Source organism: Hymenobacter sp. UYP22 (genome assembly GCF_040547285.1).
Taxonomy (GTDB): Bacteria; Bacteroidota; Bacteroidia; order Cytophagales; family Hymenobacteraceae; genus Hymenobacter.
On sequence record NZ_JBEPPK010000005.1, the window covers coordinates 185,600 to 208,714 of the forward strand.

Annotated in this window: 22 protein-coding genes; 6 read left to right on the plus strand and 16 right to left on the minus strand. The window is 58.8% G+C overall.

What is annotated here, in order from left to right:
* Window positions 1–188: 188 nt before the first annotated feature.
* Window positions 189–2,270 carry a DNA mismatch repair endonuclease MutL gene (gene mutL / locus ABIB60_RS11055; RefSeq protein ID WP_354579871.1) on the minus strand — a complete coding sequence of 694 codons (2,082 nt, stop codon included), beginning with the start codon at window positions 2,268–2,270 and terminating at the stop codon, window positions 189–191.
* 307 nt (window positions 2,271–2,577) lie between these two features.
* Between mutL and ABIB60_RS11060 the strand changes: the two genes are divergently transcribed.
* Window positions 2,578–5,529 (plus strand): serine hydrolase domain-containing protein, encoded by a 2,952-nt coding sequence (locus ABIB60_RS11060; protein WP_354579872.1) that lies wholly within the window; start codon window positions 2,578–2,580, stop codon window positions 5,527–5,529.
* Between the two features lie 186 nt (window positions 5,530–5,715).
* Window positions 5,716–6,852 carry an N-acetyl-alpha-D-glucosaminyl L-malate synthase BshA gene (bshA, locus tag ABIB60_RS11065; RefSeq protein ID WP_354579874.1) on the plus strand — a complete coding sequence of 379 codons (1,137 nt, stop codon included), beginning with the start codon at window positions 5,716–5,718 and terminating at the stop codon, window positions 6,850–6,852.
* 152 nt (window positions 6,853–7,004) lie between these two features.
* Here bshA and ABIB60_RS11070 read toward each other — a convergent pair whose 3' ends face one another.
* Complete coding sequence (locus tag ABIB60_RS11070; RefSeq protein WP_354579876.1) at window positions 7,005–7,388, minus strand: hypothetical protein; 384 nt, start codon at window positions 7,386–7,388, stop codon at window positions 7,005–7,007.
* Window positions 7,388–7,927 (minus strand): DUF7935 family protein, encoded by a 540-nt coding sequence (locus tag ABIB60_RS11075; protein WP_354579877.1) that lies wholly within the window; start codon window positions 7,925–7,927, stop codon window positions 7,388–7,390. Before ABIB60_RS11075 ends, ABIB60_RS11070 begins: the two co-directional genes overlap by 1 nt.
* A gap of 207 nt (window positions 7,928–8,134) precedes the next feature.
* Between ABIB60_RS11075 and ABIB60_RS11080 the strand changes: the two genes are divergently transcribed.
* On the plus strand, window positions 8,135–8,488 hold the full coding sequence (locus ABIB60_RS11080; protein ID WP_315999125.1) for a HesB/IscA family protein: 354 nt from the start codon (window positions 8,135–8,137) through the stop codon (window positions 8,486–8,488).
* A 92-nt stretch (window positions 8,489–8,580) separates the two neighbouring features.
* Here the strand turns inward: ABIB60_RS11080 and ABIB60_RS11085 are convergent, their stop codons facing one another.
* From ABIB60_RS11085 to ABIB60_RS11095, 3 genes are read right to left on the minus strand one after another with little or no spacing between them, the layout of a single operon-like run.
* Window positions 8,581–8,931: a hypothetical protein gene (locus tag ABIB60_RS11085; protein ID WP_354579879.1), complete on the minus strand. Its 351-nt coding sequence runs from the start codon at window positions 8,929–8,931 to the stop codon at window positions 8,581–8,583.
* Between the two features lie 56 nt (window positions 8,932–8,987).
* Window positions 8,988–9,953 (minus strand): MBL fold metallo-hydrolase, encoded by a 966-nt coding sequence (locus tag ABIB60_RS11090; RefSeq protein ID WP_354579881.1) that lies wholly within the window; start codon window positions 9,951–9,953, stop codon window positions 8,988–8,990.
* A gap of 16 nt (window positions 9,954–9,969) precedes the next feature.
* Entirely contained in the window at window positions 9,970–10,443 is a 474-nt protein-coding gene (locus ABIB60_RS11095) for a GNAT family N-acetyltransferase (RefSeq protein WP_354579882.1), read from the minus strand.
* A gap of 173 nt (window positions 10,444–10,616) precedes the next feature.
* Between ABIB60_RS11095 and ABIB60_RS11100 the strand changes: the two genes are divergently transcribed.
* Window positions 10,617–12,203, plus strand: coding sequence for a glycerol-3-phosphate dehydrogenase/oxidase (locus tag ABIB60_RS11100; RefSeq protein ID WP_354579884.1), 1,587 nt, complete (start codon window positions 10,617–10,619; stop codon window positions 12,201–12,203).
* A gap of 148 nt (window positions 12,204–12,351) precedes the next feature.
* Here the strand turns inward: ABIB60_RS11100 and ABIB60_RS11105 are convergent, their stop codons facing one another.
* Window positions 12,352–12,987, minus strand: coding sequence for a hypothetical protein (locus tag ABIB60_RS11105; protein WP_354579886.1), 636 nt, complete (start codon window positions 12,985–12,987; stop codon window positions 12,352–12,354).
* A gap of 84 nt (window positions 12,988–13,071) precedes the next feature.
* On the opposite strand from ABIB60_RS11105, the gene ABIB60_RS11110 reads away from it, so the two are divergent.
* Window positions 13,072–13,968, plus strand: a complete 897-nt coding sequence (locus tag ABIB60_RS11110; protein WP_354579888.1) for a hypothetical protein — start codon at window positions 13,072–13,074, stop codon at window positions 13,966–13,968.
* Window positions 13,969–13,975: 7 nt separating this feature from the next.
* Here the strand turns inward: ABIB60_RS11110 and ABIB60_RS11115 are convergent, their stop codons facing one another.
* The 7 genes from ABIB60_RS11115 to ABIB60_RS11145 all read right to left on the minus strand — a co-directional run bounded on the left by ABIB60_RS11115 (window position 13,976) and on the right by ABIB60_RS11145 (window position 20,735).
* Window positions 13,976–14,860, minus strand: coding sequence for a ChaN family lipoprotein (locus ABIB60_RS11115; RefSeq protein WP_354579890.1), 885 nt, complete (start codon window positions 14,858–14,860; stop codon window positions 13,976–13,978).
* Window positions 14,861–14,974: 114 nt separating this feature from the next.
* Complete coding sequence (locus ABIB60_RS11120; RefSeq protein ID WP_354579892.1) at window positions 14,975–16,306, minus strand: ABC transporter permease; 1,332 nt, start codon at window positions 16,304–16,306, stop codon at window positions 14,975–14,977.
* A 41-nt stretch (window positions 16,307–16,347) separates the two neighbouring features.
* Window positions 16,348–17,304, minus strand: coding sequence for an ABC transporter ATP-binding protein (locus tag ABIB60_RS11125; RefSeq protein ID WP_354579894.1), 957 nt, complete (start codon window positions 17,302–17,304; stop codon window positions 16,348–16,350).
* Between the two features lie 123 nt (window positions 17,305–17,427).
* Window positions 17,428–18,063 carry a hypothetical protein gene (locus ABIB60_RS11130; protein ID WP_354579895.1) on the minus strand — a complete coding sequence of 212 codons (636 nt, stop codon included), beginning with the start codon at window positions 18,061–18,063 and terminating at the stop codon, window positions 17,428–17,430.
* Window positions 18,063–18,566: an RNA polymerase sigma factor gene (locus tag ABIB60_RS11135; RefSeq protein WP_354579897.1), complete on the minus strand. Its 504-nt coding sequence runs from the start codon at window positions 18,564–18,566 to the stop codon at window positions 18,063–18,065. The genes ABIB60_RS11130 and ABIB60_RS11135 overlap by 1 nt, the downstream gene beginning before the upstream one ends.
* A 331-nt stretch (window positions 18,567–18,897) precedes the next feature.
* The gene (dnaJ, locus tag ABIB60_RS11140; RefSeq protein WP_354579899.1) at window positions 18,898–20,043 is read right to left on the minus strand and encodes a molecular chaperone DnaJ; all 1,146 of its coding nucleotides are present in this window, start codon (window positions 20,041–20,043) and stop codon (window positions 18,898–18,900) included.
* Window positions 20,044–20,174: 131 nt separating this feature from the next.
* Entirely contained in the window at window positions 20,175–20,735 is a 561-nt protein-coding gene (locus ABIB60_RS11145) for a nucleotide exchange factor GrpE (protein WP_354579901.1), read from the minus strand.
* A gap of 182 nt (window positions 20,736–20,917) precedes the next feature.
* Between ABIB60_RS11145 and ABIB60_RS11150 the strand changes: the two genes are divergently transcribed.
* Window positions 20,918–21,247: a hypothetical protein gene (locus tag ABIB60_RS11150; protein WP_354579903.1), complete on the plus strand. Its 330-nt coding sequence runs from the start codon at window positions 20,918–20,920 to the stop codon at window positions 21,245–21,247.
* A gap of 36 nt (window positions 21,248–21,283) precedes the next feature.
* Here ABIB60_RS11150 and obgE read toward each other — a convergent pair whose 3' ends face one another.
* On the minus strand, window positions 21,284–22,282 hold the full coding sequence (gene obgE, locus ABIB60_RS11155; protein WP_354579905.1) for a GTPase ObgE: 999 nt from the start codon (window positions 22,280–22,282) through the stop codon (window positions 21,284–21,286).
* Window positions 22,283–22,491: 209 nt separating this feature from the next.
* Complete coding sequence (locus tag ABIB60_RS11160) at window positions 22,492–23,115, minus strand: adenylate kinase (RefSeq protein WP_354579907.1); 624 nt, start codon at window positions 23,113–23,115, stop codon at window positions 22,492–22,494.

Here is a 23,115-nt window from a genome sequence, read left to right on the forward strand (position 1 = left end):
GGCGAAGAGGGAGTTTCGAAAGTGAAGCTACGCAGATACCGTTGGAATAGATAAGCCAGGCGCAGTGAGCTGCCTGCCCGGCAGCTGTTGAGTCAGCTAGCCTGCAAGCAGATAGTACACTGGCCCTGTTGTAGAGCAAGGGCGGCAACTGGCCCAACGGCTGGCCGCCGCCGGACCAGACCCCGGTTTTACTTCCGGAACAGTTCCTGCAACTGGCCCAGCTCCAGCATCACGATGGTGCGGCGGCCATCCGGGGTGTAGTTGGGCACCGAGCAGGCAAAGAGCTTATCTACAATGGCCGTCATTTCCCGTTCCGAGAGGCGGGCCCCGGCGGCGGTGGCGGCCACGCGCCGGGCCAGGGCCCGGGCCATCTGCTCGCGCCGGTCCAGCTTCATGGGGCCGGCCGTGGTGCGAAACTGCTCAATGAGGCCTTCCAGCAGCTCCTTCTCATCCCGGGCTGGCACATCGGCCGGAATACCCTCCACGGCAATGGTGTTTTTGCCGAAATCAGTAAAGCGGAAACCCAACGCCCGCAGCGGCTCCTCCACCTCCCGCAGAATGGCAAAATCCTGGGGCGTGAAGGTGATGGTGCGCGGGAACAGCAGGGTTTGGGAGGCACTTACTTCCCGCTCCAGACTCTGGGTATACTGCTCGTAGAGAATTCGCTCCCGGGCCGCTACCTGGTCAATCAGCATCATCCCCGATTTCACGGGCACCAATAAATACTGCTGGTGCAGCTGTAGCACCTTATTGCCCGGCCCGGTACTGGATTCGCGTAGGGGCAGCTCGGGCGTGGCCGGGGCCGCCGCGGCGCTGGGCAGCACTACCGGCGCGGGGGCCACCGCGGGTTCGGCTTCGGGCAGGGCACGGCCTGGGGCAGGCGGCATGGCCGTAAACCCAGCCTGGAGGTTGAGGCCCCCACTGAGTGGCTTCTCATCGGCTGGCAAATCCTCCTCGGGCGTGAGGGGGGTGATGGTGGGCACGGGCACGCCCACGGCCGTGGCTTCGTGCTCCACATCGGGTACGCTTAGCTGGCTCAAGCTCTTGTAGAACTCCTCAAGCTCCCGCTTGGCCTGCTCGGTGGGCCGGGGCGGCAGCTGCCGCTCGTAGGCATCCTGGGCGGCGGGGCGGCCGGGACTCTTAGCCGCTGCCCGGGCCGCCGAGGCCAGGGCATCGGGCTGGTAACCGTCGTCAAAGGGGTTCTTCTCCTGGCCCGACAGCCGCAGGGGCTGAATGGGCGCGAAGTTCACGTTACCATCAAAATCCAGGGACGGGGCCATGTTATGCAGGCCCAGGCTTTGCTTGGCGGCGGCCCGCACAATGGCGTACACCGTTTTCTCGTCCTCGAACTTGATTTCGGTTTTGGTGGGGTGCACGTTGATGTCAATGGACTTGGGGTCGAGGTCCAGGAACAGCACGTAGAACGGGTGGGTGTCCTTCGGCAGTAGCCCCTCGTAGGCCGTCAGCACGGCGTGGTTGAGGTAGGCCGAGCGGATAAACCGGTTGTTCACGAAGAAAAACTGGTCGCCCCGGCTTTTCTTGGCCGATTCCGGCTTGCCGATAAAGCCCTTCACAGTCAGGAAGGGCGTCACTTCCTCTACCTGGGCCAGCTGCTCCTTGTAGCCATTGCCCAGCAGCGCTACAATACGCTGGCTGAGCTTGCCGGCCGGCAGGTTGAACACCTCCAAATCGTTCTGGAACAGCGAGAAGCTGATTTGCGGGTTTGCCAGGGCCACGTGCTGAAACTCGTCCAGAATGTGGCGCATCTCCACTGCGTTGCTTTTGAGGAAGTTGCGGCGGGCCGGCACGTTGAAAAACAGGTTTTTCACGCTGATGCTGGTGCCGTCGGGGCAGGCCACGGGCTGCTGGCTGGTAATCTGGGAGCCTTCCACCAGCAGCAGGGAGCCGGTATCCTGGTCGCGCTGTTTGGTACGCAGTTCCACCTGGGCCACGGCCGCAATGGAGGCCAGGGCCTCGCCCCGGAACCCGAGGGTACGGATACGGAATAGGTCATCGGTGGTGCGGATTTTACTGGTGGCGTGGCGCTCCAAGCTCATCCGGGCGTCGGTGGGACTCATGCCCGAGCCATTGTCCACCACTTGCACCAGTTGCTTGCCGGCATCTTTAATGATGAGCTGCACCTGGGTGGCACCGGCATCCACGGCGTTTTCCAGCAGTTCTTTCACGGCCGAGGCCGGGCGCTGCACCACCTCACCGGCGGCAATCTGGTTGGCTAAATATTCGGGTAGAAGTTGGATGATATCGGCCATGCTCAAACAAAAATCGAAAGAAAAAAGGCGGGCATTCCGGGCTGGATTTCCGGGGCTATCCGCCTGACTACAACGGGCCTCGGGAATTTATGCGTAAGTTTGCGGCCAACTTTTGTGCGTACCACCGGAGATTAATCTGTTGGTTCCTGCGTTGGGAAGTGAGGCAGGCAGGGATTCGGAGGCTAACAATAGCGGCCCCTACCCCGGCCGGCAGCGCTACCCGGCACCCTTTTTGGAGGGGCAAAAGTAGGGCTTTTCGGCTCGCCTTCCAGTTTCTCTACCCCTTCAGCACGAACCACCGGAGCCGATGCTCAAAGACTTTCGGATTGGACTTTTCCTGCTAGTACTGGCCCTTCTGGGCTGGGCTGTTTCCTCCTCGGTGCCCCGCGACAATGGGGCCCGGCCCATGTCGGTGGCCGAGCAGAACTGGGTGGACAGCGTGTTCAACTCCCTCACTCCTGACCAGCGCCTGGGCCAGCTATTTATGGTGGCTGCCTACTCCAACAAGGACAAGCGCCACGCCCAGGCCATTGAGGGCCTAGTGCGCAACCAGGGTGTGGGCGGGCTGATGTTCCTGCAGGGTGGGCCGCGCCGCCAAGCCTTGCTCACCAACCGCTACCAGGCTGCTGCCAAAGTGCCCCTGCTCATTGCCATGGATGCCGAATGGGGCCTGGATATGCGCCTGGATTCCAGCATGCACTTCGCCAAGGGCATGACGCTGGGAGCCATGGACGACGAGCAGTACGTGTACCAGATGGGCCGCGAAATTGCCCTGAAAATGAAGACCCTGGGCGTGCACATCAGCTTCTCGCCGGTGCTCGACGTCAATTCCAACCCCGATAATCCGGTTATCGGCAACCGCTCGTTCGGCGAAAACAAGGAGCAGGTAGCCAGCCGGGGCATTCAGTACATCCGGGGCCTGCAGGACCACGGCGTAATTGCGGTGGTGAAGCACTTCCCCGGGCACGGCGACACTGACGTGGACTCGCACGTGGCGCTACCCGTCATCAACTCCGACCTGGGCCGCCTCACCAACGTGGACCTGTATCCGTTCCAGAAGTCCTTTGAGCAGGGTGTGATGGGCGTGATGGTGGGCCACTTGTACATGCCCCTGTTTGATACGGTGCGCACCCTTTCGGCCACGGTTTCCCGCAACCTGGTAACGGGGCTGCTAAAGGAGAAAATGAATTATCGGGGCTTGGTGTTTACCGATGCCCTGAACATGAAAAGCGTATCCAGCCTCTACAAACCGGGGGAATTGGATGCCCTGGCACTGGTAGCGGGCAACGATGTGCTGCTATTTTCGGAAGACGTACCGGTGGCTCTGGTAAAAATCAAGGAAGCTATTGCCGCCGGCAAAATAGAGCAGGCCGACGTGGACCAGCGGGTGCGCAAGATTCTGCGGGCCAAGTTCTGGGCCGGCCTCAACAAGCCGCAACCCATTGATGTGCCCAACCTGATGCAAAACCTGAACCGGCCCCTGAGCCGCATGGTGCAGCAGCAAATCTATGAGCACGCTACCACGGTGGTAAAGAACCAGGACGACATCCTCCCCTTCCACCGCCTCGATACCCTGCGGATTGCCACGGTTACTATTGGCTCGGATGCTCCGACCTACAAGGAAATTATGGGCAAGTATCAGAGCGGGCCGGTATTCAGCGTGTCTAACCGCTACGCCCTTGATTCCACTTTTGCCCGCATTGGCACTCAGCTGGCGCCTTACAATGTGGTGGTAGTCAGCCTGCACAACATGAACAACACGCCTACCCACAACTACGGTATCGGGGAGGGCGCGCTGAAGTTTCTGAAAGACCTGCGGGCCAACCCCAAGCTGAAGACAGTAGTGGTAGCCTTCGGCAATGCCTACTCGCTGAAGTATCTGGAGGAAAACCGCAACCTGGTGTGCGGCTACGAAGACAACTACGCCTCCCACTTGGTGGTGCCGCAAGTGCTGTTTGGGGCCCTGCCCGCCAAAGGCCGCTTGCCCGTTACCGTTTCTGAAAACCTGAAGACCGGCCTGGGCCTGCCCACTCCCGACTTCAAGCGCCTGCGCTACGGCACTCCCGAGGAAGCAGGGCTGGACTCCAAAATACTGGCCCAGATTGACAACGTAGCCCTGGAAGCCGTAGCCTATGCCGCCGCGCCCGGTTGCCAGGTGCTGGTAGCCAAGGATGGCATGGTGGTGTTTGACAAGAGCTACGGCTACTGCACCTACGATAAGTCGCAGCCCGTGAACAGCAGCACGCTCTACGACCTGGCCTCCGTGACTAAGGTAGCAGGTACCTTGCAGGCTATCATGTACCTCAAGGACCAGGGCAAGCTCAACCTCGACGATAAGGTAGCGTCCTATTTGCCTGAGCTGAAAGGCACCAACAAGCGCGACCTGACGGTGCGCGAAGTCCTTATGCACCAGGCCGGCCTCAAGCCCGGCATTCCTACCTGGGAGAAAACCATCACCAAAGCCGGCCCCAAGCCAACCTTCTACGCCAGCACCGAATCGGCCGACTTCTCCCGGGAGGTAACCCCCGACCTGTTCAGCCTCCGCACTTCCGATGATTCCGTCTGGACTTGGGTGCAGCGCTCCAGCCTGCTGCCCAAAACCAAGGGCAAGTTCCCCGTCGAATACTCTGACCTGAGCTTTATTATTCTGAAGCGGGTGGCCGAGAAAGTGCTGCAGCAGCCCATTGACGAGTTCTTGCAAAAGAACTTTTTCCAGCCGCTGGGACTAGGCAACATGACCTATAACCCGCTCAGCAAATTCCCCAAGTCCTGCATTGCCCCCACCGAAAACGACACGTACTTCCGCCGCACGCAGTTGCAGGGCACCGTGCACGACCAGACGGCGGCCATGATTGGGGGCGTGGGCGGCCACGCGGGCCTGTTTTCGAATGCCAACGACCTAGCCATTCTGATGCAGATGAACCTGCAGAACGGCCGCTACGGCGGGCAGCGCTACTTCCAGACACCGGTAGTCACGGAGTTTGCCCGCAGCACCGAGGCCGGCAACCGCCGCGGCCTGGGCTGGGACCGGGGCGACCCATCCAAGCCCGAAGGTCCCACCAGCAACCTCTCCCCGGCCAGCACCTTCGGCCACACCGGCTTCACGGGCACCTGCGTGTGGATGGACCCCGAAAACAAAATCCTCTACATCTTTCTTTCTAACCGCGTGTACCCCGACGCCGGCAATAACAAGCTGCGTCAGTACAACATCCGCACCCGCATCCACGACGTAATCTACAAGTCGCTGCAGAAGACATGATGTGTTGTCCAGCTTTTCCGTTCCTTTGATTCCGCAATCGGCGGCAGTACGTTCCTCGGAGCGACCTGCCGCCGATTTTTTTGTCCTTGATCCGCTGCTGGGCGCGTTGCGCCGCGTAGCAGCCTCTCCTCTCACTACTTCAGCCGTTCCCGTAACGGCGCAAGCCAACGCTTACGCTCCTCTCCCATGAACATCGGCATTGTCTGTTACCCTACTTTTGGCGGCTCCGGCGTGGTGGCCACCGAGCTAGGCAAAGCCCTGGCCCAGCGCGGCCACCGGGTGCACTTTATCACCTACAGCCAGCCGGTGCGCCTCGATTTCTTCAACGAGAACCTGTTCTACCACGAGGTGTACATTCCGCCCTACCCGCTGTTCCAGTTCCCACCCTACGAACTGGCGCTGGCTTCCAAGATGGTGGACATTGTGCAAAACGAGAAGCTGGACGTGCTGCACGTACACTACGCCATTCCGCACGCCTCGGCAGCCTACATGGCCAAGCAAATTTTGCTCACCCGCGGTATCCGTATTCCGGTAGTAACCACCCTGCACGGCACCGATATTACCCTGGTGGGCAAGGATGCCAGCTACGAGCCGGTGGTAACCTTCAGTATCAACCAATCGGACGGCGTAACGGCCGTGTCGGCAGATTTGCGCCGCGAAACCTACGAGTACTTCGCCATTGAGAAGGACATTGAGGTAATTCCCAACTTCATCAACCTGGTGCGCTTTCAGAAGCAGGATAAGGGCCACTTCAAGGCGGCCATTGCCCCCAACGGCGAGAAGCTGCTGGTGCACACCAGCAACTTCCGCTCGGTGAAACGGGTGGAAGATGTGGTGCAGATTTTTGCGGGCGTGCGCAAGCAGATTCCGGCCAAGCTGCTGCTGGTAGGCGACGGCCCCGACCGGCCGCGCATCGAAAAGCTTTGCCGCGAAATTGGCTACTGCGACGATATCCGCTTTCTGGGCAAGCTGGAAGCCGTGGAAGAGGTGCTCAGTATTGCCGACTTGTTCCTGATGCCTTCTGAAAAGGAAAGCTTCGGGTTGGCGGCCCTGGAGGCTATGGCCTGCGAGGTACCCGTTATCAGCACCAACGCCGGCGGTATTCCTGAGCTGAATGAGCACGGCCTCACGGGTATGGTCAGTGAAATTGGCGACGTACCCGATATGGTGAAAAACGCCCTCTACGTGCTGGCAGAAGAAAACCTGCCCCGCTTCAAAGCTGCGGCCCGCGCCCACGCCGAAACTTTTGCCGTGGAGCACATTGTACCCCTTTACGAAGCCTGCTACCAGCGCGCCATTGCTACCTCGCTGGCGAGCGTGTAGCCGTTGTCAGGACGAGGCAAAACCGGAGTAACCCGTCCTCTGACCAGCGCAAAACTCCTACATATAGCCAAAAGCCCCTGACGCCAGCACGGACGTCAGGGGCTTTTTCGTTTGTAGTCTGTTGTTCTGGTCACTGACTGCACAGCCGCTCATTACTCCTCATCCGGAGCAGCAGGGGTGGCACTCAGATACGCCATGCCAGTCGTTAGTGCCAACGTGCCCAGAAACAATAGCAGCGTAGTACCAGAGTTACTTTGTCCTGTTTCGTGGCTCCCCATAGCGAGAAACATTCCTCCCCACCAACTGATGAAAGCCATGAACAAGGTAGCGGCACGACTGGGGCGCTTATCAGTTGCGTTGGTTACCAATACCTGCGCCAATAGGCCGATTCCGAGCGGAACACCCACTGCTAGCAGAATAACTCCCCACAACACTGAGCCCATGGAGGCGCCGCTTTTATGCATTTCGGCGTGCGCGGGCACACTCATCAGTGCCCAGACACTACCGGCCGCTACGATGCGTTTGCACTTATGCATCAGAACATAGCTACGGCCTCGCGCTTCACAGCCAGCAGAGCAGCGGCGGTGGGGTCGGGTTGGTTGTCCTGCATGAGGGTTTCCAGTACGCGACGGGCCAGTTCGGGGCCGCGAGCTTCCTGGGGGTTAGGCAGGCTGCGGAACTGGGTGCTTACCAGGTTCACTACGGCTTCCTGCGCCTGCTTCACGGCGGCCCAGGTTTCGGGCTGCATGTACAGCTGCTGGCTGAGGTTGTGCTCCACTTCGGCCCGAATTTCCTGCAGCAGCAGGCGGTGGTAGTCGGCGGCGGGCAGGCCGGCGCTGCTCACGCGCACCAGCAGGTTGTTGGGGCTGATGCGCTCCAGCAGGAGCGTAACGCGCTCCAAGGCTTGCAGGCGCAGAGGCAGGGTAGTTTTGCTGGCTTCCAGGCGCATTTCAATGAGCCGGCGCTGCTGCTCCCGCTCCAGAAACTGCTGGAACAGGTAGTAAATGGCTCCGGCCACGATAAGGGCCGGCAGAATAATTTTGAGTAGGTCGAAGAGGTAGGCGGCAGAATCCATGCGGGAAGAAAGTAGCGTAAAAAAGGCCGTAGGGCAGTAGCCAGGGCCGGCAAAGATACTCCGTGAACCGGAGGGCTCAAGCCGTTGTTATACGACCAAACGCGGCAAACGACCGACGTAGTGTGGCCACCCCGATGCCAACCGGTATCCGGAACTACTACTTGCTTCGTATCTTTGCCGCCTTACTTCTCTAAAGACGAACTCACTATGGCAACGGCCGTTTCCACGAAACTTGCTCCCATCAGCCTCACTTCCCGCGCACTGGAGGAGGTCCGGAATATTCTGATTGAGAAAAATGTGCCCGGCGAGTACGGCCTGCGCGTGGGCGTACAGGGCGGGGGCTGCTCCGGCATGAGCTACCTGCTGGGTTTCGATAAGCCCAAAGACCAGGACGAAACCTTCGACCTGGACGGCGTACTGCTCATCATGGATAAGAAGCATGCCATGTACGTGCTCGGCATGGAGGTTGACTTCCAGGACGGCCTCAATGCCCGGGGATTTGTGTTCAACAACCCCCAGGCCAAAAGCACCTGCGGCTGCGGCTCCTCATTCTCGTCGTAAGCTAGCTGCAACCTGCTGGCAATTGAGTAATGCAAAACAGAAAGCCCCTGGCAGTGTTGCCAGGGGCTTTCTGTTTATACCGGCCCTGGTTTTTAGGCGGGGGTGTTGAGTAAAGCTACCACCGCGGCGGGGTCGTCTACCTCAATGATGAGCTGGTTATACTCATCATGCTCCAGGTCAATGATGACGGCCTTATCGGCATTGTGTACGTCCCAGAAGATACGCCTGTCCTCGTGCAGAAACGTACCGGCAGCTAGCAAGCCCGGAATGTGCGTACCGGGCATGCGCCAGCCCTTCCACCAGCCTTTTAGCACCTCGGCATCCTGGCGGGCGGCGGTAATATGGCTACGCGGAATCTGGAGCTGGCTTTTAAAAGCCCAGAGCTTGTGCAGGCCCCGCACATTAAAATGCACTTCATTATCCTGAATCGATACATCAACCATGCTTGCTTGTGAAATAGTAATGAAGGGAAGAATTTATGGTGGGTAAGATAACAGATTTACAGCTCCAGCAGGTGCCCCTGCTCCGGGAAAATCAGCCGGAGGTGCAGTGTATTGGCTTCCCGTAGCTGCTGGCGAATATCCTTTTCGTTGCCAGCCGTGGGCTTGATATGCGTTATAACAACGGGCAGCCCGCGCACTGCCTCCGGGCCCGCAAGCTGGGCCAGTACGCCCAACTCCTGCAGCAGCAGGGCCGGCGTGAGGTGGCCAAACAATTGTTTTTCCGGCTGGGAGTTGGCGTAGGAAGCCTCCATAAACACCCCCTTGAGCTGCCGGGCTTTCACCAAAGGCGCCACCGCCTCCCACAGCCGGCGGAGGTTGTCGGTTTGCTCCACGGCATCGGCCCCGGTGTCGCCGAGGTAGAGTAGGTAATTACGGCCGCTGCGCACCAGAAACGCGGCACTTTGGGTGGGGCGGCCGTGACTGAGCACGAAGGTTTGCACCTGCAGGGGCGTGTTCTCCACTGGTATTTCCCGGCCCGGCACCAGCTCCCGCAGCTGGTACTTGCCCAACGCGGGTGGGGTACCGCCGGGCCCAAAGTTGGGCCAGGCTCGCCAGTTGAAGTAGTCGTTTTGAATAGTCGTCAGGCAATCAGGCAGGCCGTATATACTTTTGGGAGTGTCGTCGGGGGCATTCAGTAACAGGCCGGCTACGTGGTCGAGGTGGGCGTGGGAAATCAGGTAGGCTTTGATAGTGGTGCGGATGATTTCCCCGGCGGCACCGGTTAATGCCTTGCTGGCCACGGCTTTTTCTACGCCGCCGTACACGGTACCGGCATCCAGACAGACGTAAGCTGGAGAGCCCACCGCCGCCACCAAATACGCCGAGAGGTTGCCCTCTGCCAGCCCACCCTTTACGCCCAGCGGAACAACGGTGAAGGCCGGCTGACTTTTCGTTTGCCCTGTACTGCTCTGGGAATACAGCAGCATTAGCACTACCATGCCGCCCGTAGCCAGTCGGCGCAAACGACAACGCAGGTTATTATTCATCGACATTAGAGGCAGGTACCTCAACAGCTGATTTTTCATTCCACCGCTCCTTGGTTAGCTCAAACCGCACTTCTCCGCTACTGGTGCGGCCGGTAGCTTGCCAGCCCTGACGGTGGTAGAACTCCTCGGCCCGGGTGCCGGGGCTGGTAGTGAGCCAGATGGTATGGTCGGTTTGGGCGAAGTACCAGTTGAGTAGCAGTCGGTGCAGCGTCTTGCCGATACCCTGTTTATCGAAGTTGGGATGCACGAACAGGGCCCAGATGCTATGCTGCTGGGCATCCGCAATGGCAAAACCCACCACCCGGCCCGCTGTTTCGGCCACCCAGCCCCGGCCGCGCTGCGTGAGGTAGGCCCGGTAGTCGGCTTCCGTTACCAGGGCGTGGTTGCGCAGCACATTTTCGCGCACGGCCAAGCGTACTTCCGTTAGGGCCGGAATATCGGCAGGGTGAGCGAGGCGGTACAGCATATGACGGTGGAAGGTAGCCTGTCGGGCCGGTGGAAGCAGGCCCATGTTGTGGCGTCGTTGTTCTGGTGAACCTGACGACAACCGGCCCGACGGCCTGCAGCCGCCGGACCGGGCCGGAAATTATCTATTTCCGCCATAATCCGTTGAGCACAGAACTCCACCACTCCGTTCCAATGCAGCCCACTCCCAACGCCCTCCCCTTCCAGCGTGCCACGCTGATACAGCAGCTCAACACCACGCCCGATTGGGACCTACTGGTAATTGGGGGCGGAGCAACCGGGCTAGGGGTGGCCCTTGACGGACTCAGCCGGGGCTACCGCACGCTGCTGCTGGAGCAAACCGACTTTGCTAAGGGCACCAGCAGCCGCAGCACCAAGCTGGTGCACGGCGGGGTACGCTACCTGGCCCAAGGCGACATTGGGCTGGTACGAGAGGCCTTATACGAGCGGGGCCTGCTGCTGAAAAATGCTCCTCACCTCTGCAAAAATCAGTCGTTTATTATCCCCAGCTACACTTGGTGGGGCGGCCCATTCTACGCTGCCGGCCTGAAGCTGTATGATTTGCTGGCGGGTCGCCTTAGCCTGGGGGCCACGGCCCACATCAGCTCCCAACAAACCCTCCGACGGCTGGGCAACCTGCGGCCGGCCGGGCTGCGGGGCGGCGTGGTATACCAGGATGGGCAGTTTGATGATGCCCGCTTGGCCGTGAATCTGGCCCAAACGGGTATTGAGTTGGGCGGCACCTTGCTCAACCACATGGCTGTAACGGGCCTGCTAAAAAACGCTAAGGGCCAAGTAGAAAGCGTGCGGGCCCTAGATCAGGAAACTGGCCGCACGTACGAGCTCCGCGCCCGGGCCGTGGTAAATGCTACCGGCATTTTCGTGGATGGTATTCGCCAACTGGACCAGCCCGGTACGCCCAAGCTGGTGCAACCCAGCCAGGGTGTACACCTAGTACTGGACAAGTCGTTTCTGCCCGGCGATGATGCGCTGATGATTCCGAAGACCGAGGACGGGCGGGTGCTGTTTGCCGTACCCTGGCACGGGCGCGTGGTGCTGGGCACTACCGATACGCCCCTGGCCGAAGCCCGCGAGGAGCCGCAGGCATTGGAGGAGGAAATCGACTTTATTTTGCGCACGGCGGGCCGATACCTGACCCGGCCGCCCCAGCGCACCGATGTGCTGAGCATGTTTGCCGGTCTCCGCCCGCTAGCAGCTCCGCAGAACGGCTCAGGCAGCACCAAGGAAATTTCGCGCAGCCACAAAATTCTGGTATCCGAAACCGGCCTTATAACTATTACGGGCGGCAAATGGACCACTTACCGCCGTATGGCCCAGGATGTGGTAGACCGGGCTATTAGCTTGGGTAAGTTGCCCAAGGCAGCCAGTAACACCACCGCGCTGCCCGTTCACGGTGCCCGGCCCACCACCGATTTCAGCAGCCATTTTTACGTGTACGGCTCCGACCAACCCCACCTGCTCCAGCTTATGCAGCAGCAACCCGAACTGGCCGAAAAGCTCGACCCCAACTTGGAATTTCGGCGGGCGGAGGTGGTGTGGGCGGCCCGCTACGAAATGGCCCGCACCGTGGAGGATGTGCTGGCGCGCCGTGTGCGGGCACTGTTTCTGGACGTGCGAGCCGCCATTCGGATGTCTCCGGCCGTGGCGGCGCTGCTGGCTCAGGAGCTAGGTTTTGACGAGGCGTGGCAGCGGCAGCAAGTAGCCGATTTCACCGCATTGGCGAAGCATTATTTGCCTTGAACAGGGTTGTCTTTACCGAATCGGTACACAAAGACGCTGCCGCACCGGTTGTGCGCTACCGTCCAGAAGGGAGCCTCAACAGCAGTGTACAATAGGTGCAGCGGCGGCCGTGGGTGAAACGGGCTGGCGGCGCTTGGCGTGGCCTTTTCTACCGGAGGGTATGGGGGTAGCCGATTTCTGTGAGGTCAGATTCCAGCTGCAGCCAGTCCTGAAGCTCATTGTTGAGGGTAAGGGCGGCGGTTTTAGTTAGGGGCTCGTGGTGGTACAGGGCGGCTACGGCTTCTGTTTCCAGGGGCTCCCGCTCGGTTTCGTCGAGGTAGTATTCGTTGGCCCAGTCAGCGTAGGTTGCGGGGTCATTGTCGAAGATATACAGCAATTCTTCCGAGCCGTCTTCCTCGTTTTCTACTACGCCGGTTTGCCAGCCGTGGGCGGGCGTGTACCACGCGCAAAACGTGGTGCCAATGGAATTGACCGGCTCCCCAAAGATAAACTCCTCAAAAGCATCGGGCAGGCCGCGCGTTATCTGGTCCTTGTTGGGCTGGTCGTACTCGTGCAGGAAGCCGTTGATAACGCAGCCCTCGGGCCGGAACAGCACCAGCATCTGGTCGCCCTCCCCGTCGCTCATTTCAAATACGGCCTCGTTTTCGTCCCACTGGGGATTGTAAGTGTAGTAACGAAATTCCGGGTCGGGAGAGTTGATGGCATCCAAGGCGGCCAGAGACACGCACAGGCGCTGCAGGGCGGCCGCGTTGGGAAGCTGGGAAAGGTCGAGAGTGGAAATCATAGACGGGAAAAGTAGGATTGCGGGAGTCCTTGTTAACGGTTGAAACTAGCCTTGATACGTTACATTGGCTTTTTTATTTCTCTTATGCAGCTGTATTCCTACTGGGCCCGGGCCACACTCGATTGCCTTGATGCCGAAGGCGACTCATACCACCTGGTTGCCTACGGGGGCAGCAATGACACCCAGGCTGCCGCCCAGGAGGCCGCCCACCAGTTGCTGCAGATCCGGCAGGCCCGCTTGCTGGGGTCTGGTATTCTGGGAGAATACCCAAGCGGCTCTGCGCCCCTGCGCGAACAGCTGGTTCAACGGGTTCAGAATGCCCAGGGCCGAGAGCTAGGCGCCATTACCCGTAACCGCTACGGTAGCCTCGTGCTGAATGCCCCGACCTTTATGATGCTGGATGTGGACGACCATGACCTGCAGCAGAGCATACAGCGGAAATCGACTGAAATGCCATTCAGCCTCGGCGGGTTTCTGCGTACCCTCTTTAACCCGCCGCCACCGCCGCCGCCCTTGCCCCTGCCCGATGCCCAAGCCCAGTTGCAGATGCGGCTGGCCGCTTGGCTTCAGCTGCATCCCACCTGGAATTTTCGGCTGTACCGCACCCGGCTGGGTTTCCGCATTCTCGTCACGCATCAGCTGCTAAACCCTACTAGTGCGGAAGCCCGGGAAGTATTTGCGGCCATGCCCACCGACAGCCTTTACGTGCGGCTGTGCCAGCAGCAGGGGTGCTACCGTGCCCGCCTGAGCCCCAAGCCCTGGCGCGTGGGCTGGAAGCGTCCGCCCCACCCTTTCCCCTACGATACTGCCGCCCAACGTGTGCAACAGCAGGAATGGGAGCAGCAGTACCACGCCCGGAGCGAGGAATATTCGGTGTGCCAGTGGGTAGGCGAATACGGCAGCGGCCACGTTTGCCCCGAGGCAGCAGTACTGACGGAGCTCCACGATGCCGCCTGCCTGGGCGACAAAAAACTGGCGTAAACCAAGCTCAATACGTTTTGGTCATATCCTGAGGCACTACCACCACGAAATCCGCTTTCTGCTGGTTTTCCTGCGCGAGCTTATCCAGTTGCTCCTGAGCAACCGCACTAATGGTGAGCACCTTCAGTTTTGGGTTCTGCTGGCGCAGGTAGGCCAGAATACCGTCATGGTTGTCGGAGTGGTAGGCGCCGTTGAGGTGAAGCAGCAGGTGGCCTTCGGGGCGGGCTTGGTTGAGAAAGTAGGCCATAGTGGCATCCTTAAGCGCCTGGGCCCGGATGATGTTCTGAGTACCCACTGAGTGGGCCGCGTCGCTCCCGAACATCTTGGCCATGTTCTGGTAGCCGGGTAAGCTGAAATCCACGACCAGCGGCAACGGAGTCAGCCAGGCTTTTTCGGCGGAGGGCAGGGCATCCAGCACCGCTACGCCACCTTTGGCTACCTGGGAAGCGTAGCGGCGCGGCACGTTGGTACCCACCACCCGAAACTTCTGCTGCCGCGCCAGCTGCAGTAGCGGGCGGTAATCAGTAGCGTAGTTGGGCCAGGGGCGGCTGTCGGCTTCAAAGGCTTTATCGTCCAGCTCACCGGTAGTATACTGGTCCACCAGGGGCTGCACGTCCCGCTCAAACATTTCCAGGCCCAGCACCACCTGGCCCTGGCGCAGGCGCAGCAGGTCTTTGGTAAGCTGCAGCTCCAGCCAGTGGGCAATGGGGTCGTTGTGCTGCTCCCCGAAGAACACCACATCGGCCTGGGCCAGCTCCTTCAGCATTTTGTCGTAGCCGGCCGGCTTACCAGCGGCCGTGAACAGGCGGTAAGCCGGCTTGTCCTGGGCGCGTACAGAAAGACTGAGCAGCAGCAGCAGCAGCAGTACCAACGAAAGAAACGGAATACGCATGGCACGAAGATACCGGCTACCCGCGAATCGGAGAGACTTCATAGCCTACAACCAAACTGCCCCGGCACTTTGCGGGTACCGGGGCAGTTGCAGCGCAGTCTGAGGGGAATATAACTAGCCTTTATAGAACAGCCACTTCGACAGCTCACCGTACGTCACCTTCTTGCCGTACATCAGGATGCCCACGCGGTAGATGCGGGCGGCTAGCCAGATGGTACCCACGAAGCCCACAATCAGCAGCAGCATGGAGAGGCCCAGCTGCCACATGGGCACTCCCCCGAATGGCAGGCGCATCATCATGGCAATAGGGGAAGTCAGCGGGAACATCGACATCCAGAAGGCCACCTGCCCATTGGGGTTGGTAGTGAGCGTGGCCTGGGCTACCACAAAGGTGAGTACCAGCGGCATGGTCACGGGCATCATAAACTGCTGGGTATCGGTTTCACTGTCTACGGCCGAGCCGATGGCCCCAAACAATGCCCCGTAGAACAGGTAGCCGCCCAGGAAGTAGAACAGGAAGCAGCCGACAATTAACGGCACATTGATATCGGCATTCTTCAGTGCCTGAATCATCTCATTGCCCTCTTTCTTGGTTTCCTTGGCCTTCACGGTAGCCACATTGCCAGCCGCCGTGTTTACGCGCTCCACTTGGTTCTGCGCTATTTTATCAGGACTTATGGAACCGGCAACCACCGACGTAATTCCGAGGGACAACACCACCCACAGGGCCAGCTGCGTGAAGCCTACCCCGGCAATACCCAATACTTTGCCCATCATCAACTCAAAGGGCTTCACCGAGGAAATAACCACCTCCACAATGCGGTTGGTTTTCTCCTCCATCACCCCGCGCATAATCTGGATGCCGTAGATGAAGATGAACATGTAAATCAGGAAGCCGCATATGTACGCCACCCCGGTGCTTACGCCCGTGCTGGAACTCCGCTCCCCATCGTCGCTGAGGCTGATGGTTTGCAGGTCTACGTCAGCCTTCATGGTGTTGAGCACTGCTTGGTCAAGGCCGGCCTTTTTGAGGCGTTGGGCTTCCACGGCATTTTCTACGGAACGCTCAATATCCCGCTGCAACGATATTCCCAGCCCCTTGCGGGAGAATACCTGAAAGCCTTCAGGGTTGGCCATGTCCAGCTTGGGCACGTACAGGAGGGCATCGTATTTGGCCTTGTTGAATTCGGCTTTAGCGGCCGGCAAATCGGCGGATACGCGGGTGAAGCTGATGTCGTCCTTGGCATCGGGCAGCTTATCCGTGAACAGGCCACCGGCATCGGCTACGGCCACCACCTTGCCATTATCCGACATGGTGGCAATGAGTACGGGTACGGCGAAGATGGCAGCCGTAATGAGCGGCCCCAGCAACGACATAATGATAAAGCTCTTTTTGCGCACCCGGGTCAGGTATTCGCGCTGGGCAATCAGCCAGGTTTTCGACATAATCAGGAGAGTTTCAGAAGGAGAATGGGTAGCCGCCCGCCTTACACCAGCGCGCCATCGGTTTCGGGCACATAGTCGGGCTGGGTTTCGCGCACCCGCCGGATAAAGATGTCGTTGATGCTCGGAATCATCTCCCGGAAGGCGTGCACCTCCACGTTGCCTGGTCCGATGAGGTAGCGGAGCAAATCGTTAGGGGTGGTCCCGGCGTGCAGCTTAATGATATCGTAGAAATGGCCATTCTCCCGCTCCTGATGCTTTACCACCTCAAAATCGGGGTGGATAATCATGGGGCGGCCCATGCCTTCTACCTCGTACGTTTGGGTGCGGTAGGCGTCGCGCACTTGGCGCACGGGGCCGTCCAGCACTTTTTTCGAGCGGTTGATGAGGGCAATATGGTCGCACATTTCCTCCACCGATTCCATGCGGTGCGTGGAGAAGATAATGCTGGCGCCCCGGTCGCGCATGGCCAATATTTCGTCCTTGAGCAGGTTGGCGTTGATGGGGTCGAAGCCGGAGAAGGGCTCATCCAGAATTACCAGCTCGGGCTCGTGCACTACGGTGGCAATAAACTGCACCTTCTGCTGCATGCCCTTGCTCAGGTCCTCAATGTTCTTGTCGGCCCACGACTTAATATCGAAGCGCTCCAGCCAGTTCTTGATTTTCAGGCGGGCCTCGTCCTTATGAATACCCTTTAGCTGGGCCAGGTACATCAGCTGCTCCCCTACTTTCATCTTCTTGTAGAGCCCCCGCTCCTCGGGCAGGTAGCCAATGCGGCCAATGTGCGAAGGGTTAAGCTTCTCGCCCCGGAACAGCACTTCCCCCGCATCGGCCCCGGTTATCTGGGTGATAATGCGAATAAGCGACGTTTTACCGGCTCCGTTAGGACCTAGCAGGCCGAAGATGGAACCATCGGGCACTGAAAGGCTTACGCCATCGAGGGCCGTATGCGCGGCGTAGTACTTGCGTACGTCGCGCACTTCGAGGATAGGTGGTTTCATAGCGCAGAAAGACAGGTAGGTTGTTGCTGTAATATTACAGGAAGCCAATAAAGGCGCCGCCGAAATTCCAACCAACCGGCATTTTGGTAGCCTGAACTGTCGGAAATGACGCCTGAACGGGAGCTACTCCACGGTTTCCAGTTCCCGCAGGGCCGCTTCCAGCTGACGCAAGGGCTGACCATAGCGGCGCTGTTGCCGCTCATACCCAACCGCTATGAGCAACCCCAAAGCCAGTAGGCACAAGCAGGCCAGCACAGTGCGCTCTGGATCTAAGGACTGCGTGAAGGGCGGCCAACTTATACTATTTCGTTTGGCGTAACCAACACACAGCGCTAAACTGGTACAGAAAAATACTCCAGCCCAAGTGTATAAATTCATCAGCCGCCGCAATTTGTTAATCATCACCCGGAGTTGATTAGCAGCAGTATCCGCCCCGGTCCGCAATCCTTTAACAATTCGGTGGCGCTGCCACGTATCCCACATCACGTACAAAATCATACTTCCAACCAGCACCAAAAGCGCGCTTCGAATTTCGGCCCATTGCGAGTAATGCTTCGTAAGGCTGAATACATTACTCACGTTTAGGATACTGACCCACCACAGCATGCGCACATCGCGACGCACAGCCTGTTGCAACTGCGCCAACGGGCTTTTGTTAGTATGATCTAGCAACTGTTGCAACTCAGCAGCAGTAGTGGCGGCTGGGCTTTCCAGCGACGCCCCCTCCTGCCATTTCCGGCGAAAATCATCGAGTTCCATCAGGTAGTGAGAGGCAAAAGTTGGCGAAGCTTGTCCTGCACGCGGTGCATTTTCACGCGCACATTATTCTGGGTGATGCCGAGAATATCGGCCATTTCCTCGTAGGTGCGCTCCTCCAGGTAGAGTAGCACAAAGGCCTTTTCCACGTCGGATAGCTGCTCAATGGCCCGGTATAGGTGAGCCAGGTCGTCAGCGTCGGGGCAATCGGGGGGCGGGGTCGGCACCTCAGGCGGGGCCGCCCCACCAAAGCGGGCCGGCGTGGGGGCACGGGTGCGGCGGCGCAGGTCAGTAATGGCCACATTCAGCGCCACCCGGTACAGCCAGGTGCTCACTTTAGCAACTCCCGGCCGGTACTGCGGCCAGGCCTGCCATAGCTGCAGCACTATTTCCTGGTACAAATCCTGTCGCTCTTCCGCATCGGGGCAATACAGGCGTGCTACCCGCCGCAGCAAGGGCTGGTGCTCGTTTAGCAGACGCAGAAAATCTGGAGAGGCGGCAGACATACGGTGGAGAAGTTTGCCGGATATATCGGCAAACAGGCGGCGGCATTACAGCGGGCGGCAACTATTTTTCACCTGCTTAACCGGCCACCGGTCCGACGGCGCAGCCGTCCGGTCGATTTGCTGCGTGCTGACGGCCAAACGATGACGTAGCAGCGGCCCCGCATAACAACCGGTCGGACGGCTGCGTCATCGGACCGGAACCTGGTTATGCAATCCGGTAGTCCCCGTCCGACACAAGCTAAAGCTTGTGCCACAAAAAAGCCCGCTCCCCTAGACAGGGAAGCGGGCTAGAATTATTCGTGAAATCCGATAAATCCGGCTAAATCCGTGATTATTGGAAGTACTCCTTCACTTTTTCGAAGAAGCCCTTCTCGTTTTTGCCGGGGTTGGGCGTGAAGTTGCGGGCGTCGCGGAGCTTTTCCAGCAGCTCCCGCTCTTCGTTGGTCACGTTTTTGGGCGTCCACACGCTGAGATGAATCAGCTGGTCGCCGCGGCCGTAGCCATTGATGTCCTTGATACCCTTACCGCGCAGACGCAGGATCTTGCCGGGCTGGGTGCCGGGGTCCACCTTGATTTTCACCTTGCCCTCGATGGTAGGCACTTCAATGCTGGCACCCAAGGCGGCATCCACGAACGAGATATACTGCTCGAACATAATGTTGTTCCCATCCCGCTTCAACGACTCGTGCGGCTCCTCCTCAATCTGAATGAGCAGGTCGCCGGGCACGCCGCCACGCTCCGGGAAGTTGCCTTTGCCGTTCATGCTGAGCTGCATGCCCTCAGCCACCCCCGCCGGAATATTGATCGGAATAACCTCCTCGTGCAGTTGGCGGCCGTCGCCGTGGCAGGTGTCGCACTTGCTGGTTACTACTTTGCCCTCGCCCTCACAGGTGGGGCAGGTGCTGGCGCTTACCATCTGGCCGAGCATGGTGTTTACCACGCGCTTCACCTGGCCCTGTCCTTGGCAGGTACCGCAGGTTTTGAGGTCGGTACCGTTTTTGGCACCGGTACCCGAGCAGGTGTTGCAGGCTACGTAGCGCTTCACCTTGATCTTTTTCTCAACGCCGTTGGCTACTTCCTCCAGGTCCAGCTTCAGCTTGATGCGTAGGTTGGAGCCCTTGCGCACGCGCCGACCCTGGCCCCGCCCGCCTCCGAAGAAGCTCTCGAAGCCACCACCTCCGCCGCCACCACCGAAGATGTCGCCGAAATGACTGAAGATGTCCTCCATGCTGGGGCCACCGCCGTTGCCACCCATGCCCTGGTGCCCGTACTGGTCGTAGCGGGCGCGCTTGTTGGCATCGGAAAGCGCCTCGTAGGCCTCCGCTGCTTCCTTGAACTTATCCTCGGCCGTGGGGTCGTCGGGGTTTTTATCGGGGTGGTATTTGATAGCCAGCTTGCGGTAAGCCGACTTCAACTCATCCGCCGACGCGCTTTTGGCTACGCCCAACACCTCGTAATAATCTCGCTTCGTTGCCATGGTTGGTAATGTACTTCGTCAAGTATGCAGAGGCGCGGCCGAGGCATCTCGCACACCAACGTAAATGGGTTACTTCTAAACGGTGCCACGCGAGATGCCTCGGCTGCGCCTCTGCGCGGCATTCTTTCTACTTACTGGCCCAGCACCACCTTGGCGTGACGGATTACCTTGTCGCCGAGGTAATAGCCCTTCTCTACTTCATCCACAATCTTGCCCTTCAAGTCTTCCGTCGGGGCCGGAATCTGGGTAATGGCCTCGTGCAGCTCCGGGTCGAAGGCACCACCTTTAACCTCCATGGTAACAAGGCCCTTTTGCGTCAGGGTCTTGTTGAGCTTGTTGTAGATGATGTCCACACTCTCGCGCACGGTGCCAGCATCTTCCGTCTCCTTGGTATGGTGGCGGGCCCGGTCAAAATCATCGAGCACCGGCAGCAGAGACACCATCAGCTCCTGGTTAGCAGTTTTAAACAAGTCGGCGCGCTCCTTGGTGGTGCGGCGCTTATAGTTCTCAAACTCAGCGGCCAGGCGCAGGTACTTGTCCTTCAGGTCGGCCAGCTCGGCTTCGGTCTTGGAGCCAGCGGCACCTTCCAGGGTTTCGGCAGCAGCGGTAGTTTCTTCGGTCGTTTCGCCAGCCGTGAGGTCGGCATCTACCGACAGGTTGTCGTCCTGGGGCAGGTTGTTATCGTCAGCCATCTTGTTGAATATTCGTCGGAATGGGTTTTTCACAGGATTCGCCGTTGGGCCAGCAACAGGGCGCAAGGAGTTTGCCAAAGGCACGGCGGCTGTCAGTTTGACACGGAAAACTATAAACGAGCTACCGTTGGTTCATTCATGACCGTGGTAATATCTTGGCAGCCGACTTACCATCTTGCTATATGCCTCTCTCTTTTTCGCAAACGCAATGGAATGAACTAGCTCAAAGATTTCCATTCGGCACCACCATACACGGCATAATTGTACATGTGGCGCGTTTCGGCGTTTTCGTGCAGGTTGATGAGTTTCCCGACGTAAACGCCCTGCTGGAAATAATTCATATGCCTTATACCCAGGCAGAACCATCTGCAGAACCATTTCACCCACTTAGCCATCCGGATCAATACCCAGCCACAGGCTCCCGCATCGAAGCGCTAATCTTAGGTTGGTCAGAAAAACCCGGCGACGTGCGACTTACTCAGCTTATCTACAACCAAGATGCTTCAGTATGAGTGCATCTCAGCTATAAACCTAGTTACGTACCACTACTACGCCTGCGCGTGCAACGCCTCCCAAATCAGGTCCTTCAGCTTCTGGATATTCTTGTTGGTGAGGCTGGAAATGAACACTGTCGGTAAGTCCGTGGGCAGCGACGTGCGGATTTCTTCTTCCAGCTCCTCGTCCAGCATGTCGGATTTGGTGACGGCCAGCAGGCGGCGCTTCTCCAATAGCTCGGGGTTGAACTGCTCCAACTCGTTGAGCAACACACCGTACTCGGCATTGATGTCGGGCGAGTCGCAGCTGATCATGAATAGCAGGATGGAGTTCCGCTCGATGTGGCGCAGGAAGCGGGTGCCCAGTCCTTTACCTTCAGCCGCGCCCTCAATGATACCTGGAATATCGGCCATCACGAAGGATTTGTAGTCGCGGTAGGCCACTACGCCCAGGTTAGGCGTGAGGGTGGTAAAGGCGTAGTCGGCAATTTTGGGTTTAGCCGCCGATACTACCGAGAGCAGCGTGCTTTTGCCAGCGTTGGGCAAGCCTACCAAGCCCACATCGGCCAGCAGCTTCAACTCCAGAATCACCCACTCATCAATGCCCGGCTCGCCAGGTTGGGCGTATTGCGGGGCTTGGTTGGTAGCGGACTTAAAATGGTCGTTGCCGAGGCCGCCCCGCCCGCCGGGCGTGAGGATCAGGCGCTGCCCGTCTTCGGTAATTTCTAGCTTTTTTTCGCCCGTTTCCGCGTCGCGGGCCACGGTACCCAGAGGCACCTGAATGATGATATCCTCGCCCTGTTTGCCGGAGCGCAGGTTTTCGCCGCCGTTTTCGCCGGCCTGGGCAATCAGGTGTTTCTGGTACTGCAGGTGCAGCAGCGTCCAGAGCTGGGAGCTGCCCTCCAAGATAATGTGGCCGCCCCGGCCACCGTCGCCACCATCTGGACCGCCGTTGGGCAGGCCCTTGGCCCGGAAAAAGTGGTGCGAACCCGCCCCACCCTTACCCGAGCGGCAATTGATTTTGACGTAGTCGATAAAATTATTGGAAGCCACTTTGTTTCAATTAAAAATTGAGAATTAAAAATTAAGAATGGGGACGGTCTTAATTTTTAATCAGGATGCGTAAAAACGACTGTCATCCTGAGCACAGCGAAGGACCTTGTCTACAGCAGACGAATTTCGTGCTGACGGGAGAAGGTCCTTCGCTGTGCTCAGGATGACAGATGGTTCTGCCACTACCCAGGCGGGTAGCAGCGGCAAAGTTACGCTTTTACTTCGTCGGTTGCTTGGCGGCTTCCTTCCGTGGTAGCAGGCTGGTGCTCGTCCAGAATAGTGCAGATCTGCCCAAAGATGTCTTCAATGGCTCCAATACCGTTCAGGGCGTGAAATTTCTGCTGGCTGGCGTAGTAGCCGGCTACCTGGGCCGTTTCGGTGTTGTACACCGTTACGCGCTTACGAATTTTGGTCTCGTCCTGGTCATCGGGGCGGCCGGAGGTTTTGCCCCGTTCCAGCAGGCGCTTCACCAGCTCTTCTTCGGCTACTTCCAAGGCCACCATGCACGACACCTTGGTTTCATGCTCGGCCAGTAGCTGATCGAGACTTTCGGCCTGTGGCACAGTACGCGGGAACCCATCGAAAATGAAGCCGGAGGCCTGTTTGTTGTCTTTCAGTGCCGAGCCAATCATGCCAATTACCACTTCATCGGGCACCAACAGGCCTTCATCCATGAGTTGCTTGGCACGCAGGCCCAGCTCGGTACCCTGCGAAATCTGGGCGCGCAGTAGGTCGCCGGTGGAAAGATGCACCAGATTGTAGCGGGCAATAAGCTTCTGGCTTTGCGTTCCTTTGCCGGCGCCGGGCGGGCCGAAGAGCACGAGATTCAGCAT